This is a genomic window from Desulfosporosinus orientis DSM 765 (assembly GCF_000235605.1).
GTDB classification, from domain to species: Bacteria; Bacillota; Desulfitobacteriia; order Desulfitobacteriales; family Desulfitobacteriaceae; genus Desulfosporosinus; species Desulfosporosinus orientis.
Window position 1 is genome coordinate 667,471 of the sequence record NC_016584.1, and the last position, 17,270, is coordinate 684,740.

The 17,270-nt window shown below is 39.7% G+C and carries 23 protein-coding genes and 1 riboswitch; of the genes, 17 read left to right on the forward strand and 6 right to left on the reverse strand.

What is annotated here, in order from left to right; translation table 11 throughout:
- Window positions 1–58: 58 nt before the first annotated feature.
- Window positions 59–188: riboswitch (molybdenum cofactor riboswitch) on the forward strand.
- Between the two features lie 89 nt (window positions 189–277).
- The 4 genes from moaA to DESOR_RS03265 are packed head-to-tail and all read left to right on the forward strand — an operon-like array spanning window position 278 to window position 2,707.
- Entirely contained in the window at window positions 278–1,249 is a 972-nt protein-coding gene (moaA, locus tag DESOR_RS03250) for a GTP 3',8-cyclase MoaA (protein ID WP_014183183.1), read from the forward strand.
- A 3-nt stretch (window positions 1,250–1,252) separates the two neighbouring features.
- Window positions 1,253–1,723 carry a cyclic pyranopterin monophosphate synthase MoaC gene (moaC, locus tag DESOR_RS03255; RefSeq protein WP_014183184.1) on the forward strand — a complete coding sequence of 157 codons (471 nt, stop codon included), beginning with the start codon at window positions 1,253–1,255 and terminating at the stop codon, window positions 1,721–1,723.
- Window positions 1,724–1,769: 46 nt separating this feature from the next.
- Window positions 1,770–2,204, forward strand: a complete 435-nt coding sequence (locus DESOR_RS03260; protein WP_014183185.1) for an MOSC domain-containing protein — start codon at window positions 1,770–1,772, stop codon at window positions 2,202–2,204.
- Window positions 2,204–2,707 carry a MogA/MoaB family molybdenum cofactor biosynthesis protein gene (locus tag DESOR_RS03265; RefSeq protein ID WP_014183186.1) on the forward strand — a complete coding sequence of 168 codons (504 nt, stop codon included), beginning with the start codon at window positions 2,204–2,206 and terminating at the stop codon, window positions 2,705–2,707. The genes DESOR_RS03260 and DESOR_RS03265 overlap by 1 nt, the downstream gene beginning before the upstream one ends.
- A gap of 106 nt (window positions 2,708–2,813) precedes the next feature.
- On the opposite strand, the gene DESOR_RS29570 is transcribed toward DESOR_RS03265, so the two are convergent.
- Both DESOR_RS29570 and DESOR_RS30900 read right to left on the reverse strand, forming a co-directional pair.
- Window positions 2,814–3,137: a hypothetical protein gene (locus DESOR_RS29570; RefSeq protein ID WP_042330757.1), complete on the reverse strand. Its 324-nt coding sequence runs from the start codon at window positions 3,135–3,137 to the stop codon at window positions 2,814–2,816.
- On the reverse strand, window positions 3,058–3,339 hold the full coding sequence (locus tag DESOR_RS30900; protein ID WP_158309001.1) for an EamA family transporter: 282 nt from the start codon (window positions 3,337–3,339) through the stop codon (window positions 3,058–3,060). Before DESOR_RS30900 ends, DESOR_RS29570 begins: the two co-directional genes overlap by 80 nt.
- Between DESOR_RS30900 and DESOR_RS28640 the strand changes: the two genes are divergently transcribed.
- From DESOR_RS28640 to groL, 4 genes are all read left to right on the forward strand, one after another.
- Window positions 3,318–3,596 carry a hypothetical protein gene (locus tag DESOR_RS28640; RefSeq protein WP_162470580.1) on the forward strand — a complete coding sequence of 93 codons (279 nt, stop codon included), beginning with the start codon at window positions 3,318–3,320 and terminating at the stop codon, window positions 3,594–3,596. The genes DESOR_RS30900 and DESOR_RS28640 overlap by 22 nt on opposite strands.
- A 150-nt stretch (window positions 3,597–3,746) precedes the next feature.
- Window positions 3,747–4,571 carry an NYN domain-containing protein gene (locus tag DESOR_RS03280; RefSeq protein ID WP_014183187.1) on the forward strand — a complete coding sequence of 275 codons (825 nt, stop codon included), beginning with the start codon at window positions 3,747–3,749 and terminating at the stop codon, window positions 4,569–4,571.
- Window positions 4,572–4,861: 290 nt separating this feature from the next.
- The gene (groES, locus tag DESOR_RS03285) at window positions 4,862–5,146 is read left to right on the forward strand and encodes a co-chaperone GroES (RefSeq protein WP_014183188.1); all 285 of its coding nucleotides are present in this window, start codon (window positions 4,862–4,864) and stop codon (window positions 5,144–5,146) included.
- A gap of 65 nt (window positions 5,147–5,211) precedes the next feature.
- Complete coding sequence (groL, locus tag DESOR_RS03290; protein ID WP_014183189.1) at window positions 5,212–6,852, forward strand: chaperonin GroEL; 1,641 nt, start codon at window positions 5,212–5,214, stop codon at window positions 6,850–6,852.
- A gap of 98 nt (window positions 6,853–6,950) precedes the next feature.
- Here groL and DESOR_RS03295 read toward each other — a convergent pair whose 3' ends face one another.
- Window positions 6,951–7,193, reverse strand: a complete 243-nt coding sequence (locus DESOR_RS03295) for a tyrosine-type recombinase/integrase (RefSeq protein ID WP_282434400.1) — start codon at window positions 7,191–7,193, stop codon at window positions 6,951–6,953.
- A 136-nt stretch (window positions 7,194–7,329) separates the two neighbouring features.
- Between DESOR_RS03295 and istA the strand changes: the two genes are divergently transcribed.
- Window positions 7,330–8,841, forward strand: coding sequence for an IS21 family transposase (gene istA, locus DESOR_RS03300; protein ID WP_014183190.1), 1,512 nt, complete (start codon window positions 7,330–7,332; stop codon window positions 8,839–8,841).
- Window positions 8,834–9,574, forward strand: a complete 741-nt coding sequence (istB, locus tag DESOR_RS03305; RefSeq protein ID WP_014183191.1) for an IS21-like element helper ATPase IstB — start codon at window positions 8,834–8,836, stop codon at window positions 9,572–9,574. Before istA ends, istB begins: the two co-directional genes overlap by 8 nt.
- Before the next feature lie 47 nt (window positions 9,575–9,621).
- Here the strand turns inward: istB and DESOR_RS27255 are convergent, their stop codons facing one another.
- The 3 genes from DESOR_RS27255 to DESOR_RS03315 all read right to left on the reverse strand — a co-directional run bounded on the left by DESOR_RS27255 (window position 9,622) and on the right by DESOR_RS03315 (window position 11,423).
- Window positions 9,622–10,257 carry a site-specific integrase gene (locus DESOR_RS27255; protein ID WP_081468462.1) on the reverse strand — a complete coding sequence of 212 codons (636 nt, stop codon included), beginning with the start codon at window positions 10,255–10,257 and terminating at the stop codon, window positions 9,622–9,624.
- Window positions 10,258–10,428: 171 nt separating this feature from the next.
- Window positions 10,429–10,584 (reverse strand): Arm DNA-binding domain-containing protein, encoded by a 156-nt coding sequence (locus DESOR_RS27725; protein WP_081468463.1) that lies wholly within the window; start codon window positions 10,582–10,584, stop codon window positions 10,429–10,431.
- 5 nt (window positions 10,585–10,589) lie between these two features.
- Entirely contained in the window at window positions 10,590–11,423 is an 834-nt protein-coding gene (locus DESOR_RS03315; RefSeq protein WP_042330765.1) for a hypothetical protein, read from the reverse strand.
- A gap of 172 nt (window positions 11,424–11,595) precedes the next feature.
- On the opposite strand from DESOR_RS03315, the gene DESOR_RS03320 reads away from it, so the two are divergent.
- The 7 genes from DESOR_RS03320 to DESOR_RS03350 all read left to right on the forward strand — a co-directional run bounded on the left by DESOR_RS03320 (window position 11,596) and on the right by DESOR_RS03350 (window position 17,267).
- Window positions 11,596–11,898, forward strand: coding sequence for a helix-turn-helix domain-containing protein (locus tag DESOR_RS03320; protein WP_014183193.1), 303 nt, complete (start codon window positions 11,596–11,598; stop codon window positions 11,896–11,898).
- Between the two features lie 248 nt (window positions 11,899–12,146).
- Window positions 12,147–12,962, forward strand: coding sequence for a hypothetical protein (locus tag DESOR_RS03325; RefSeq protein WP_158309002.1), 816 nt, complete (start codon window positions 12,147–12,149; stop codon window positions 12,960–12,962).
- 235 nt (window positions 12,963–13,197) lie between these two features.
- The gene (locus DESOR_RS03330) at window positions 13,198–13,872 is read left to right on the forward strand and encodes an ATP-binding protein (RefSeq protein ID WP_242832450.1); all 675 of its coding nucleotides are present in this window, start codon (window positions 13,198–13,200) and stop codon (window positions 13,870–13,872) included.
- A 100-nt stretch (window positions 13,873–13,972) separates the two neighbouring features.
- Window positions 13,973–14,521: a hypothetical protein gene (locus DESOR_RS03335; protein ID WP_014183196.1), complete on the forward strand. Its 549-nt coding sequence runs from the start codon at window positions 13,973–13,975 to the stop codon at window positions 14,519–14,521.
- Window position 14,522: 1 nt separating this feature from the next.
- On the forward strand, window positions 14,523–15,338 hold the full coding sequence (locus DESOR_RS03340) for a hypothetical protein (RefSeq protein ID WP_014183197.1): 816 nt from the start codon (window positions 14,523–14,525) through the stop codon (window positions 15,336–15,338).
- 484 nt (window positions 15,339–15,822) lie between these two features.
- Window positions 15,823–16,401: a hypothetical protein gene (locus tag DESOR_RS29855; RefSeq protein ID WP_014183198.1), complete on the forward strand. Its 579-nt coding sequence runs from the start codon at window positions 15,823–15,825 to the stop codon at window positions 16,399–16,401.
- A 452-nt stretch (window positions 16,402–16,853) separates the two neighbouring features.
- Window positions 16,854–17,267, forward strand: a complete 414-nt coding sequence (locus DESOR_RS03350; protein WP_014183199.1) for a hypothetical protein — start codon at window positions 16,854–16,856, stop codon at window positions 17,265–17,267.
- Window positions 17,268–17,270 lie beyond the last annotated feature (3 nt).

Sequence of the window (17,270 nt, forward strand, 5' to 3'; positions counted from 1 at the left end):
AACGAATTATTATATAATGAAATAAATTAATGTCATATAATGAAATAAATTAATGTCATAATTTGAATTGCTCCGAAGCTGGATAGCCTAAAGCAGATGCCATGGCAACCAGACAAGTGTCTACGACACTCGGGTATTATGGGAAACTATAATATCTCCTGCTGGAAAGGAGTCTGTTTGACGGTGGTTTAAACCCCGGCTCTTTACAGACCGCGGGTTTTTTGTATTTTTTTGACGCACAAGCCTAGTTCTAGAATTTAAAGAAAGAGGAATCCTAATGCAAGATCAATTTCTTCGTCGAATTGAATACCTTAGAATATCTGTCACAGACCGTTGTAACCTGCGCTGCAAGTATTGTATGCCCTCCGAAGGGATACAATGGATACCTCACGACGCTATTCTTTCATTTGAAGAAATTCTAAGATTAATGAACATAAGTACGCAACTAGGATTTCGCCGGTTTCGAATCACCGGTGGCGAGCCCTTAGTTCGCAAAGGAATCTTAGAGTTTCTGCAAGAAGCGGCTCAACTTCCTGGGGTAGAAGATCTCATGCTGACAACCAATGGCTTGTTATTACCGGAAATGGCTTTTGATTTAAAAGCGGCTGGTGTACATCGTATTAATGTCAGTTTGGATACCATGGACCAAACCCGTTTCTTTGAAAATACCCGGGGCGGAGATGTCTCAAAAGTGATTCAAGGAATTTTTCGCTCCTTAGAGGCCGGTCTTAATCCTGTCAAAGTTAATGTAGTGGTTGTGCGTGGATTTAATACCGACGAATTGCCTAGTTTTTTGAAATTAGCACAACAGTATCCTCTTCACGTTCGATTTATTGAACTTATGCCCATTGGTGTCAGTTCAGAGCATCGTTCTGATTTTGTCTCAATCGAGGAGATGAAAGAAATCTTGGACCTTAAAGAAACTATTCCGACCAGAGAGATACCTGGAGGGGGCCCGGCGGAATATTTTCGACCGGGGGGTTATAAAGGGAGTATAGGTTTTATTAGTGCACTCAGTCGTCATTTCTGTAATACTTGTAATCGTGTGCGTTTAACATCAGACGGAAAGTTGAGACCATGTTTGCACAGTAAGCACGAAATCGATTTTCGCGATGTTTTACGATCCGGCAAGTCAGACGAAGAGATTTTAAAGCTTTTTGCAGCAGCAGTTTGGCATAAACCCGCAGAGCATCATATGAATCAAGAGTCCTGGCAAGATGTTCGTACGATGTCACAGATTGGAGGTTAAATCGTGGACTTAACGCATTTTGATGAAACAGGGCGTGCTCGGATGGTGGATGTCAGTGCTAAGGAGGAAACAGATAGGGAAGCCGTAGCACGAGGGAAAATTATAATGAAACAGGAGACTTTGGAGAGAATTCGCATGGGTCAAATAGCTAAAGGGGATGTTTTGGCCGTAGCCCAAGTGGCGGGTATAATGGGGGCAAAACAGACATCCCAATTAATCCCCATGTGTCACCCGTTGGCAATTACCGGTGCTAAACTGAGCTTCGATTTTGAGGAGCCAGATGGAATCAGTATAGAAGCCCGTGTGAAAGTCTCGGGGAAAACAGGCGTAGAAATGGAGGCTCTGACGGCGGTGAGTATTGCAGCGTTGACTATTTACGATATGTGCAAGGCAATTGACAAGACTATGACGATACAAGAGATTTATCTGGCGGAAAAGCGAGGGGGAAAAAGCGGCCATTTTATAAGGGGCTGAATATCACTCTAGTTTAAAGCGTTGTAGAATAAGGAGCGGATATAAGTTGGGGAAAATTGTAGCAGTTTGTACAAGTGAACGTAAAGGGATGAGAAAAAAGAATGTGGGTGAAGGAATCCTAAAAGTCAACTTTGGGCTGGAAGGCGATGCTCACGGCGGGGATTGGCATCGTATGGTGAGTTTGCTGGCCATGGAAAGCATAAAGACGATGCAGGAGAAAGGTCTCAAAGTAGGTCCGGGAGATTTTGCGGAGAACTTGACGACGGAAGGGTTGGAATTGCATACGCTGCCTGTTGGAACAAAACTGAAAATCGGAGCTACAAGTATAGGAGAAGTGACACAGATCGGAAAAGAATGCCATACCAGATGTGCAATTTACTATCAAGCTGGGGATTGCGTAATGCCTAAAGAGGGGATTTTTATTCGCCTGCTGGAAGGTGGAGTCGTGAAAGTTGGCGACAGCATTGAGGTGATGAGTTAATGCTTCGCGTAGGGATTATTACAGCAAGTGACAAAGGATCCAGGGGAGAACGAGAAGACCTTTCCGGGCAGGTACTCACCAAACTTGTTCAAGATATCGAAGGTGAAGTAGTGGAGTATGTTGTACTTCCTGACGAGCAAGCTGTTCTTGAGAAGACCATGCGGCTTTGGGCTGATGAACGGTGTTTGGATGTAATTTTGACGACAGGGGGGACTGGGTTTTCGATTCGGGATGTGACTCCTGAGGCAACATTAGCAGTGGCAGACCGCTTGGTTCCGGGCATCGCAGAAGTGATGCGGATGGAAAGTCTTAAAGTAACGCCTAAGGCTATGCTGAGCAGGGCTGTTGCTGTCCTTAGAAAGCGAACACTTATTATTAATATGCCTGGGAGTCCTAAAGCGGTACGTGAATGCTTTGCTGCCATCGCACCGGCAATTCCCCATGGAATTCAAATTCTTAAAGGGGAAGCCAGTGAATGTGCCTCAGCGCTTAAAGAGACCTAAGTTTATGCAGCCTGAAAAAAATAGATATACAAAAAGATTGGCATTGTGGTGCCAATCTTTTTGTATACTCTCCCTTAGCATCCTCTGTCGGCGGCGATATGGGAATTTATATGCTATGGGCTGCATTGGGATCTTTGAAGTTTTCCGTAATTCGAACGTAAATAACAACCCCGATAATAAGGCATATACCCGCAATATTACTGGCGTTCAGGGATTGTCGAAAGACAACAAAACCTAAAAGGCTTGCTACTACAGGATCCAGAGAATACATGATTTGCATATAGCTGGGTTCGATATTAATATTGCATTTCCATCGACTCCGCGATCCAACATATATTTTTCCATAACCATTAAATATGACCAGGTGAGAATTGTAAGAAATACCCATATAAACCGATAAAGTTATGGTGAAATCCCTGACGAAAGACATCCAATACCAGACAAACTCCGAGGATAGCAAAGATAGCAGCCCCAACCTTTCGCAAAGTAATGGGACTTTTAAACACGATTCTTGAAATGATCATGATCACAAAAACATTGCAGAATATAAGGGTTGAAACAATTCCCACGGGAAAATAACTTACAGCTTTTACGAAGGATATATTAGTAATTGCTGAAGCCAGTCCGGCCACTAACAATAAAGCGGAAATATTTCCAGGGTATTTTAAATCCGGATTTGTTGGAAAACGTTAAAAGAATCGAAAAGAAGATTAAATTAAAAGTCGGAGCTAAAATAGCTATACTTAAGGCATTTATACCAAGGTTGCTCAACAGAGTGCAAAAGGTGCCATTCGTTCCCCAAAATATTGCGGAAAAAATACCAAAGACAAATCCTAATCCTTTTTTATTAGAGGTATTCATGTTGTTATTCCTCCCTATTCCAAGTTAGAGGGTATTCTCCTATGCTTTCGAGGTTTATCCTGTAATTCAATGTGGGATATAAAGATTTTGTTAGTATAATGACTTTTCAGGTAAGCTTGTCACGTCTGTCCATACTATGACGTAAAGTATAGTAATAGTGGCTTGTGAGGTGAGCAATTTGAAAGCCATAGCATTTGTCGACTACGAAAATATTTGGACTAGTTTATTTGAGAGAGGGTATGAATTATCACCAGACCAGTTAGTTAGGTATTTGCGAGCATATGCAGAACAAAATAATATGTATTTATTAGCTATTTATTTATACGCAAACTTTGATCGAGAAGAGTTCAGACGTACTCAAACATCCTTCGAGAAAACAAATGTCTTTACCCGTCATGTTTTTGGAAAAAACAATTTTGCAAGCACTGAACTTCGACGAAATGCGGCAGATCTTGAACTCATGCTTGAAGCTCAAGAAATCTTGCTGACGAGAGCCTCCACCTTCGATATGTTTTTGCTGCTTACAGGAGATGGAGACTTTCTTTCATTATTAAGGAAAATCCGCGCTTGGGGAAAAGAGGTCAAGGTTATTGGGGTAGCAGGAAGTGTTCATCACACACTGCACTCTTATTGTGAAGAAGAGGATCTATTACAATGGATACTCTATGAAAAAATTGAGCAGGAGTATTGTCCGGAGCAAGACCTGGAACAAGGAATTAAGACCTTGGGAACACTGCAAATACGAATGGCCTATGTAGCATCAACAAAAGCTAGAGCAGCCTTAACAGAATGCTTAGGAAGGTCGATATCACAAGTTAAAGAGTTTATTCGATATGCTTTGCGAGAAGATATTGTCACTGAAAAAGAGCATCGGGACACCAATCTGAAGATTGGAAAAACAAAAATATATCTGCTTAATCTTAATAATGTCAAAGTTCAGGAGGTGTTGGGTAGTATTTGTGAGCAAGTTGCAGAGCGGCAATTAAAATTAATGATAGAATAATAATGATGCATGCATAGAAGACTAAAAATATGGCAATTATAATGGTTAGATTTGTGGAAATGCGCTTGGGGAGAGGGGTACAGGTATTATAAATACAAGTTCAAGAAATCATGAGTAATATAGCGATACTGATAGTAAATGTGACTTAAATATCTGTTTTTAGCCTATTAAGGGGGTTGCTTTCCCGCACCCCCTTGCATATTATTATAGATATATTGTTAGCACTCAGTAGTGTCGAGTGCTAACAATATTAATAAAAAACTAACAAAAATTAGGAGGGACTTTTCTTCATGAACATTAAACCTCTCGCAGATCGGGTAATCATCAAAGCACTCCCGATGGAAGAAAAAACTAAGAGCGGTATTTTTATGCCGGATACTGCCAAAGAAAAACCCCAAGAAGGTGAAGTAGTAGCAGTTGGTCCTGGAAAAGTGGAAAAAGGCGAAAGAATTGCTCTAGAAGTAAAAGTTGGCGACCGCGTAATTTATTCCAAATATGCCGGTACTGAAGTTAAATTTGACGGAGAAGAATACTTAATTCTCAAAGAAATGGACATTTTAGCCATTCTGGGCTAGTCAAATAAGGGATTACTTAATTAATTAGTATAAAGTATTTTAAGGAATTTAAGGAGTGAATATAGTTGGCTAAGCAAATTATTTTTAATCAAGATGCGCGCCATGCTTTAGAACGAGGAGTCAATGCACTGGCTGAAGCAGTTCGCGTAACGTTAGGACCTAAAGGACGTAATGTAGTACTGGATAAGAAATTTGGATCTCCTTTGATCACCAATGATGGTGTTACCATTGCTCGTGACATTGAATTAGAAGACCCTTTTGAAAATATGGGTGCTCAACTGGTTAAAGAAGTTGCTACCAAAACTAATGATGTTGCTGGGGATGGAACCACAACTGCTACTGTTTTAGCTCAAGCTATTATTCGTGAAGGTCTTAAAAACGTTGCTGCAGGGGCTAACCCCATGGGAATTAAACGTGGTATTGAGCAAGCTGTTGATGTTGTTGTTGCAGATATCAAAGCTAATGCTAAGCTCGTTGAAACTAGTGAAGCAATCGCTCAAGTTGCTTCGATTTCCGCCAGTGACAAGACCATTGGTGATTTGATTGCCCAAGCTATGGAGAAAGTCGGCAAAGACGGTGTCATCACCGTTGAAGAAGCTAAAGGAATGACAACAGAGCTTCAAGTCGTTGAAGGAATGCAATTTGATCGTGGTTATATCTCCGCTTATATGATTACAGATACAGAAAAAATGGAAGCTGTACTGAATGATCCTTATATCCTTATCACTGATAAGAAAATCAGCTCCATTCAAGATGTTCTTCCAGTATTGGAAAAAGTAGTACAAGCAGGTAGACAACTGCTGATTATTGCCGAAGATATCGATGGAGAAGCTTTAGCAACCCTCATTGTCAACAAACTGAAAGGTACTTTCGTTTGTGTTGGTGTTAAAGCACCAGGCTTTGGAGATCGTCGCAAGGCTATGTTGGAAGATATCGCTATCCTTACCGGTGGTACAGTTATTACCGAAGATCTCGGCTTAAAGCTGGAAAACACCACTGTTGAAATGCTCGGACGTACTCGTCAGGTTCGTGTGACTAAAGAAGAAACCACGATTGTTGAAGGATCCGGCAATACCGAGGACATCAAAAAACGTGTTGAAGCTATTAAACGTCAAATTGAAGAAACCACTTCTGACTTTGACCGTGAAAAACTCCAAGAGCGCCTAGCAAAATTAGCAGGCGGTGTAGCAGTAATTCAAGTTGGTGCTGCTACTGAAACGGAAATGAAAGAGAAAAAACTGCGCATTGAAGATGCTTTAGCTGCAACTCGTGCCGCTGTTGAAGAAGGTATCGTTTCCGGTGGAGGTACAACTCTGATTGATGCTATTCAGGCTTTAGATACCCTCCAATTGACAGGGGACGAAGCAACCGGTGTGAACATTGTCCGTCGTGCTCTCGAAGAGCCCCTTCGTCAAATTGCTAACAATGCTGGTCATGAAGGTTCTGTAGTTGTCGGTAAAGTTCGCGAATCTGGTTCCAGAGGAATTGGCTTCAACGCAGTAACCGAAGCTTATGAAGATATGATCGCTGCTGGGATTGTTGACCCAGCTAAAGTGACCCGTTCAGCTCTCCAAAATGCAGGCTCTATTGCTGCTATGCTTCTGACCACAGAATGCCTGGTCTCTGACATACCGGTAAAAGATGCTGCTCCTGGCGGTATGCCCCCCGGAATGGGTGGCATGGGCGGAATGGGCGGCATGATGTAAGAAAAGAAAAAAACCCCTGTTGTATAAGGGTTTTAGAGTGAGAAACTGTTGAATTGTTGACATTTTGTTGACATCGAAATTTACTTTATTATTTTGAACTACAAAATAAGTTTTTCGGAAAGGCCTTTCATTCGTTCGCTGAACGCTTGAGAGGCCTTTTCTTTCATGTTTTTAGTCATGTGGGCGTAAATGTTCATGGTTGTATTAATATCGGTATGTCCAACACGTTGTTGAATGGCTTTGATATCTACACCAGCCTCTATTAAGAGTGATATATGCGTGTGCCTAAAGCTATGAAGTGTAATGTGTTTATTATGTGAATGGTAAACTAAACCATACACATTTACGCCAATGAAAGCATACAAGTTTCTGCCACAAACCATACAACATTTTGCCAATAACCATACAACTTAAATCAAATACAGCTATCTGACTTTGTTAGAATAGGGGCTAGCAAAGAGGTCAGGAGCTGTTAGAATGAAAGGATTTAAGATGTATAAACAGATACAGCAACTTAAAGAGATTGGATTCACTCGATCTCGGGCTGCCAAGCAGCTGAACATAAATCGGGAAACCGTAACAAGATATTGGAACATGACAGCGGATGAATTCGCCAAACAGCTGTATAGCATTAACCGAGAACTGCTACTTTCAAAATATGAGGAAATTATCATCAGCTGGTTGAAACAATACCCAACAATGACAGCCGCACAAGTATGCGATTGGCTCAAGGAGCATTACAAAGAGGATATCAAGGAACGAACGGTCAGCCGTTATGTCAAAGGGTTACGAGAGGAATATAATCTTAAAAAATCCAATCATCCCAGAGATTATGAGGCTGTAGAAGAGCTCCCAATGGGGCAGCAGTTACAGGTGGACTTTGGTGAAAAGTGGATGCAATCCATTGATGGGCAGCGTGTAAAGATTCGCTTTGCAGCCTTTGTACTCGCTCATGCACGTTACAAATGGGCATTCTTTCAAACTCGGCCATTCACAACAAGCGATCTGGTTTCAAGCTGTCATCAGTGCTTTAGATATATAGGTGGGATGCCGCTAGAAATGGTATTTGATCAGGATAGTATCGTCAGCGTTTCAGAAAACTATGGAGATATTATTCATACCTTTGAGTTTGAGAAGTTCCGGCAAGAATGCAATTTAAAAGTATACCTCTGCCGCGCAGCTGATCCGGAAAGCAAAGGTAAGATCGAGAATGTGGTTAAATTCATCAAGTATAATTTCCTTGAAAACAGACTTTTTGCTGATGAGGAAGTTCTCAACAGTTCGTTCCTAAAATGGTTGGATAGAACCGGTAATGCGAAAATTCACGGCACTACCAAAAAGATACCAGCCAAGGTGTTTGAAGATGAACGTGAACACCTAAGACCTCTGCTGGACATCCGATTAAATGGTGATGTAACCATCTGCAGAAATGTTCGGAAAGATAACACGATCGTCTACGACAGCAATCGGTACTCTTTACCTCTCGGTACATACAACAACCAAAAAGAGGTCAGCATTGAAGCGAAGAATGAAAAATTGACGATTATGACCGTATTCGGTGAATTTATCTGTGAACATCCCATCTCAACCGGCAGAGGTCAATTAATTAAGAGCACCAGTCATTCCAGAGATATTACAGACTCGATGGATAAAGCTCAAACTACTGTTGATAAGCTGTTATTATTCAAGGCAACCGATTTTCTGCAGACAATTCGAACAGAAAAAGCACGCTATGCCCGTGATCAGTTCCGGTTGCTGCAAACATTATGCGATAAATATGGAATTGATGACGTACTAAATGCCATCAAATATTGTGAGGTGAGCAAACTCTTCGGAATAACGTATGTAAAGGATTTTTTAGAGCACAGTGCTAAACCAAAACAAGTAATCGTCCTGAATGCTATTCCGGTTAGCAACAACAAGTACCATGTAACTACAGAGAAACGCTCTTTGGATGTGTATGCAAAGGCAGGTGGCAACCATGAATGAACGGATTGAACGTGTCAATGCATTAGTATCGGGACTGCATTTGGTCCCTGTTGATTTAGAAAACCTATATGCTAAAAAGAATAATCTCACGCCTCTCGAAAGCGTTGAGGTTTTCCTTTCAGAGCAACAACGTCTTCGGACCGAAAAGCAAAATCTAATTCGCAGAAGAAGAGCAAATCTACCCGCCGAAAAAACCCTGGAAACCTTCGACTTCGGATTCCAACGCAGCGTATCTAAGGAACAGATGCTAAGATTGTCCGATATGACTTGGGTTGAGCAAGCGTTCAACATTTGTTTTCTGGGCCCCCCTGGTATCGGAAAAACGCATTTGGCTTTATCCTTAGCGGTCCAGGCTTTAAACCTAGGTTATGCCGTAGCTTTTACGACCTTGGATGAACTCATAATTACACTAAAAACCTCGCAAATCTCGACCGCCAGTAAGAGACGAATAAAAATACTCAACTCGGCAGCACTGGTTATTATTGATGAAGTTGGCTTCATGCCACTTTCTACAATAGAAGCCAACCTATTCTTCGGTTTCGTGTCCTCAATGTCCGAGAAAACATCACTGATTATTACCTCAAACAAAGGATTCGATGAATGGGTTGACTTTTTAGGGGATGCAACAATTACAACTGCGATTTTAGACCGTCTTATCCACCACTGCGAGATTTTAAATATGACGGGCAACAGCTACAGACTCCAACATAGGAAGACTATAACCCAGAAATAAAATGTTGTATGGTTTGTGGCGAAAAGTTGCTGGTTTTACTTGACTGCTTACATATTAATGTTCATCTTTTTCAATAAGCGTTGTAAGCGTGTCATTACGAGTTTTAGAGGCAGTGGATATCCTTCTGCTCCTGTGAAAATAAAATTTTCATCATGATAGAACAATCTGTTTTTCATTATAAGCTGTTTTTGAAGTCGTTTATGCTCGTTAAACATCTTTATAACCGTTTCATCCATATCAATGATACGTTTAGATCCTTTTGTTTTAGGTGTGAGTAATTCGAATTTACTTTTATGATTTGTTGGGTTGTAGTAGGTTTTATTAACACGAAGAGTATTTTCGACGAAATCAATGTCATTCCATTTTAGAGCAACTAATTCTCCAATACGTAATCCAGAATATGCTAGCGTGGTAAAGATAAGCAGGTCGTTAGGCAGTCCAAAGTCTATCGTGACGTTTAAGAACTCCTCTAACTCTTCCCCTTCAAGAAAAACCTCGGATTCTTCATCTTCTTCGCTGACTACTTCTTTTTTCTTAGGCATACTGAAGTGTTCTAAAGGATTCGTTTTGATTAAAGTCTTTGAGAGTGCGTATTTAAAAATCATACTTCCTGTACTGTGGATGCTGTCCAAATAGTTAGGACTAACCTCTTCACTTAATGTATCAATTAGTGATTGATACATGGTCCTTGTAATTGATTTGAGAGGGGTGTAATACCATTCGTTTTCTAAATGCTTCGCTGCAATTCTTCGTGCTCGTACGCTGCTTATTTTGGCTTGTTTTTCATAGTGAACAAGCCATTCTTGAACAAAACCTCCAAACGTTATATTTGTTTCCTCAACGTAGGTGCCTTCTCATAAATCCTTCTCAATTTGTTCTGCTGCATGTTTTGCCTCGGTTTTTGTGCGGAATCCACCTTTTGTGATGGCATTTCGCTTCCCAGTAGCAGGATCTACACCGCCATTTACTTGATAACTCCAGGTGCTACCTCGTTTATGAATATAAGCCATGTAAGTTACCCCTCATTTTTTTCTTCTTTACGTTTTCTTCTGGATCGTCTTTGTCTGCTCCTGAGTGCACATGGACTTTCTTTTTCGGCGTATTGGGGACGACAGAATCGGACGTTCCCATTTACAGGGGCGTTACACTCTTCACAACGTTTGAATGTTCCACTTACTGCGGCATCAAGGAGCTGCCAATAAACCACTTCAATTAATGCGTTAAACTTATGGAAAGACACAAACGTATTTTCTTTGCCTTGATACAATTTTTTTTGAATTCCCTTGATGTTTCTGTTAATGATATCTCTAACCATATAAGATGCTAAATCTAATGAAGAGCCTTCAGAGTACCATTTATTTGTGACAATTTTTTCGTTTTCTCCATATGTTTCATTTTCGTTAAGTTTATCGATATATTGATAAGCTTTTTCTTCGTTATTTGACTGAATGATCTCTATTAAATCAAAAGTAATCCGTATCCCATTAATGTGGGCCTTTATCCAATTAATTGGATCTCCGCCCGTTCTCTCTTGTTTTTCGCATAAATTCCAATGACCAAAACCTCCATACTTTCGTGCGAAATCTATTAGATCATCATAATTGTCAGGATTTAATTTATAGATAATATTGGGAATTCCGCGATCGGCCATGGGAAAGTAAAAACGTTTAGTCCTTCCGATACCATTTAAAATACCTTCTCTAACTTCGTAATCTTCATAACAGATCCACATTGTTGCAGAGCCTGCTGACCTACTTATATCTGCTTCTTCTCTTTGTTTAGGCGTTAGAGCATGGTGAGGAGGTGTAAGTTTATTCAGTTTTTTCAAAAGGGGTTTTTCAAATTCCAAGTTATCACTCCCTGAAATGTCACGGTATAATAACGGAATACGCCGTGACTATTTATGATAAGCTTAAACCATAAACAACCAAAATGCAAGCGGATGAAACTTATGAGACGTAAACATCATAATCAGCAAACGAGCATTTGAAAGACAAGTAAGGAGAGGTGAATGAAAAAATATGATTAGGGTGGAACTTGATCAAAAAGCCATGCGTGAGTTGTTTCTGCAAAGAATTGATGAGCACATCAAAACCATTGACCATGAAGTATTCTTTATGAACTCGAAGCAATTGCAAAAATATCTGAATATGAGCTGGAACAGCATAGTGGAACATTTGATTTCAGACAAGAAGTTTCCGTCACTTAAGTTAGGTTCAAAATGGCTATTCCCACGTCAAGAGGTTGATTTGTACATGCTAAAGTATTATGAAGAAGTACAGAAAAGTGGTGGAGAAATTCAAAAATTTAAGCGAAAAGTGTGAAAAAAGATAAAGAAGATGCAAAAATGGGGCACATAAAGAGACCGAATAAATGATGTAAGTGAAGGAAACCAGATACCGATACACACTACGTAAGTTCTGGGCGTAAGAAAAAGCTCAGCCAGTTGAACTGAGCTGCTAGGGAAGCGTCATCAGAACATGAATTACGCGGTGGGTTAAAATGCGTAAAGTCATACAGTACGATAAAGCGTTGTTGAATCGGCGGTGATAGCATGGTCCCCTCAGGCTTCGTGAAAATATACCGTGATATTAAGGACCATTGGATATACAGCGATTCAGACCACTTCAAGGCGTGGTTCGAAATGCTGTCAAATGCTAGATATGTCAAGGAACCAAAAACCGACACTTACGAGGGTATTTTATACACCCTTAATTATGGGGAATTTATATTTGGTAGATTAAGCTGGAGTAAAAGATTAGGGATAAGTGAACAAAAACTCAGAACCTTAATGAGAAAATTGCAAGCTGAAGGAATGATAAAAGCAACCAGCAGGTTCACCAAGCTTACTATATATAAAATACAATATTACGAAAAATACAACCAGCAGGATAACCAGCAAGAAAAGAAGGAATCAGAAGGGCTTCGGGCGATTGGTAACCTGCAGGATAACCAACGGATAACCAGCAGCCAACCAGCAGATAACCATCGGATAACCACTAATGAAGAAAGTAGAGAAGGAGAAGATGGGAAAGAAAGTATTAGTGCACTGTTCGAATCACTTTGGAAGCTATATCCGAAGAAGGAGGGTAAGGGATCAGTCAGCAAGACACAAAAGGAGAAGCTGGCAAGGATCGGCCTTGATGAAATGACGAGGGCAATTGAAAGATACAAACTTGCCAAAGAGGGAACGGACAAGAAGTATATTCAAAACGGGTCTACATTTTTCAATAGCGGCTTTGTCGATTACCTAGACGCAAATTATCAAGAAAAGGAGGATCATGACAATGGAGAACCCAATTCCAATGGGGCAAATTCTCACTCAAAGCGTAAGCCTTGGGAACTCATCAGCGAAGATGATAAGGCATTCTTCGACCAAGGTTTCTAGTCTAAAATTAACTACTAGAGAAATGAGTGAGATCCCCGCGTTTTTAACACCTATCGAGATTGAGCAATATGGATTCTTGGTTAAATCTGAAGCACCTGAACCTATTAATTGCCAATTTTGTAATAAAGAATTGATCTATTTAGGTGTTAGATCCTTATGTACCAAAACCATTTTCAAGTGGAAGTCGGATCCGGAAAGATGCAGCTGCGAGAAATCAGTTAGGTACTGGGAAAAAATGGATGTTGCTGTTGCTAAAACGGAATCAGACAGGCTTGAAAAGTTGGAGCATGATGAACTTAGGGAGAGGGCCAAAAGACTTTTCGATCAGTCAAGAATGGGGGCTCGTTTCAAAACTCGGACCTTTGAAAACTTCAAAGTCGATAATCACAATTTGAAAGCCTTTGAAGCGGTAAAACGATACGCTGATAATTTCAGGAAATATAAAGATCAAGGAATAGGGTTTATTTTAAGCGGACCCTATGGGTCCGGCAAGACGCATTTAGCGGCGGCCCTAGCTATTGACTTGATAAATAAGGAAGTCACCGTTGTTATTGGCACACTGATAAGTCTACTGGGCAAAATTCGGGAGACCTACAGTGAAATATGGACTCAAGAAAATGAACTAGAAATACTCGAGACATACAGTACGGTTGATTTACTGATCATTGACGACTTGGGGAAAGAAAGAGCCTCAGAATGGTCATTAGAGAAGCTATTCAGCATCGTGAATACCAGGTATGAAAACAATTTGCCAATTATTGTAACGACTAATTACAGTATGGATACCTTGATCGATAAGCTTACGACTAACAAAAACAGTGACGTTGGAGAAAGTATTGTAAGCAGATTGCACGAAATGTGTCGAGGGATTTACTTAAACGCTCCAGATCACAGAAAGGAGAAAAAATAAAACCACTGGAACATTAACCGTTCCAACCACTACCCCTGCCCTCTCTGAATGTCAATAACGTAGTTACATGATTAAATAAATAAGAAGGAGGGGGAAATTGATGAAATCAAATGATCAGAGAGCAGCATTCGTTCTTTTGAGAGGCAAGGGAAAAAGTTACCGTGCTATTTCTAAGGAATTAAACATATCTCGTACTATTTGTGGACTATGGGAAAAAGAACTGATAGAGCAGATAATTGAACACAAAGCTGAACAATTAAGGGAACTCTATGAGACATATTTTATGTTAAAAGAAGCAAGGATTAAGGCATTGGGCGAAACCTTGAATAAAATAAATACGACTCTCAATGAAAGAGATTTTACAGAAGTCCTAACAGAAAAATTACTGGACTTTAAGCTGAAATACATGGAAGCCCTGAAAAATGAGTACGTGGAGTTGGACAACGTCAATCCGCTCCAAGATAATTTCCAAGCTAGGGATATTCTTAATCAGATGGCGGATCTCCTTAATAGATTTCGAGCGGGAGTAGTCACTCCAGAGCAAGCAACTAGAGAAGGATTAATCATCGGTAATATTTTAAAGGCCTATGGGGACGTTGAGTTAAAAGATCGTTTGGATGCCTTGGAAAACATATTGAGGGAGCGATGAAATGAGACACAAAGCTTTTAATTCCTTGGTAAAAAACGGGAAATTAACAGGTAAAGAAGTTGGACTTATGGCAATTAAGGATCAAGTTCAAATATATGATAATTACTTCAAGGATGGTAATTTGGACAATGGACTTATTAATCAAACCCAAGTAGATGCAATGGTAGCTGGATTAAAAAGAAATAACGACTTAAAAGATTACAACGATATTATCGAATTACATGATTATTTAGATAGGGCAAGTATCGCTTTTAGTTTATGTAAGCAAGGGACTAAGATAGCAGTTCTGGAACTAACTCATTTATTAAGTGTTATGCAGATGGCAGAAAACGAAAATATCAGATTGCACCAAGAACCGAAAAGTACCATGGCTGAGTGGTGTGAAAAATACATGGCAGAGGCAATTATCAAGGATCAGGGGGATCGCATTACTCACTTGATTGAGGAGATTAACAATTCAATTCAACGATGCCTTATCTATATAGAAACCGTGAATTTATTTGCTGATTATATCGGATTGCCAGAGATAAATAATATTTTGGGAGAGGTCAATATTGAGGACATTGCAAGAGTAAATTCTCTTATGGAAATAATACCAAAGTATTGTATCAAGCGGTATGGCAACACAGCGAACGAACGTCCAGAAATGGTTCTACGAGCAGATCTAAAGGAACTCCTCAAACCCATTAATATAGAGGCGTTAAGACCCACTATGGAAGCTACAGAGAAGGCAGCGGATACACTGAGTTTTAGGATATTTGGTGTTCAAAATGGCACAGAAGATTTTTATAAGATCTTACGTACAACGGCAAATTAAGCCAAAAGTGTGCCAGTATTGCATATAGTGCAAAAGCGAAGCCCTTAGCACACTTCCCCGAACCATGTTCGATTGTTACTCCCATGTATATTTAGGTGACGGCTCCATGACGACAATGGTGTAATTTATATTATATGGTTTATATCTCAGTGATAGGTCTTGGTTTGGGGCATTTTGCCCTTTTTTCTTTTAGTTTTTTATGTTTCCGCGGACGTATTAATGCAAAATTTTTCGACCCCAGGGGGTCGCACTTTCATGCATAAATAGGGGTACCGTATGGGGGTATAAGGGTATATTGCGTAATTGTTTATGGGATTTGAGGGAAACGCCCCCCTATAAGAGACTATTATTTTCGAAGGTCTTGTTACCCCTTAATATGATGTGTATGAAAGGGCAGTTCTGGCGGGCCGGGCCTTTTTTAAAACCTGTTGACAAAGTACGTAGATATAGTATAATTTATAGTAGAATTTAAGGGGGTTTTACTATGGAAAGAAATGAGTTTATAAAAATGATAAAAGAAAGAATCATGGATACTTGCGAGGTGATTGATTATCTTGGGGTATCTAAACAGAGACTTTCAGATATGAAGACAAGAGGTAAAGTGCATGAGATTAAAAAAGGTTTATTTTTAAGAGAAGATATTGAGATTATAAAAATAAATCAAAAAGATTTAAGAGAAAAGTTCAATAAGGATACTGCATATGAATTATTCCCAGTATATAAACTAATTGACGATATAGTTATAATAGATAAATTGAGATTTTTTGATTGTGTAACGATGGTAAAGCATAGTTGTACCAACGATATTTATAATGATCAATTAGAGCAAACTCTGAAATTAATCTTAGAAAGATTAAAAGCAGGAAGCAGGGTGTTTATGTTAGATCATAAAAGTTTTGATTATATCGAAAATGAGGAAGATATGAAACAGAATGGAGTTATCTTAAAAGAATTTACCGAAAGAACATTCAGAGAATTTCTTGAATATGATGGGGCGAGTATAATTGGACTAAATAAGATTGGTAATTATAATGAGATATTAAAACAATTAGAAAGTGAGTAAAGTGCCACTGATGTCCACCATTGACGATAGTACCCCCAGTCCTTGGCATCCAGAATGATAAGGGCCTTGTGGGCCTCGCCTCCGAACCGAACTTGATGCGCATATCTTGGCAAACTCCGCCTAGAGTTAAGGTTAGGTTATATCTCAGAGACAGGACACTGCAGTGCTTAATAGCGCTATATCGACGTGATTGATGACTTGGTATGAGCGGGTTTGAGTGAGTGATTGCCTTTTTATAGTGACGTGGAGTGAGGGGGAATACAAAAAAGCTAGATCGTATTTTGAACGGTCTAGCTTTTTTGTATTTTCTTGGATTATTTTTGCTATATCGGAAGGAAATAAAGGAAAGATGTGGAATGTAAGTAAATAGGAGAGTTTTCTAGTGGGGTCAAAAACTTCCTTTTCAAGTTTTTGTAGAATCACACATAGTTTTGAAAATGGAGGAATTTATAGTGGAGCCTGTAACAATATCAATATTACTTGCAATAGGTAAGTTTACTACTGATTCCATAACATCAGGTATTACATATGATGTAATCAAAAAATTAGCCAAACCTTTTACAGAACGATTAGCTCACTTTTTTGGTGATGTAGACAAAACAGAGAATTTCATGCGCCAAATTATAGAAAAGCCTTCACGTAACCCACACAAACCACGCAGAGATGTAGAGGATATATACGAAGAAATCACTTCAAATCAACTCCCAGAAGAGTTGTATGAAGAACTTGAAGCATGGATAGCCGAAAATAGGGAGTTCTTGAAAGAGGCGGCAACATCGAGGGGAGTGCAATTTACACAAAAAATTGGATCTCAAACAGCGGGAAGAGACATCGTAAACGCTGGAACTATAAATATGACAAGGTGATTG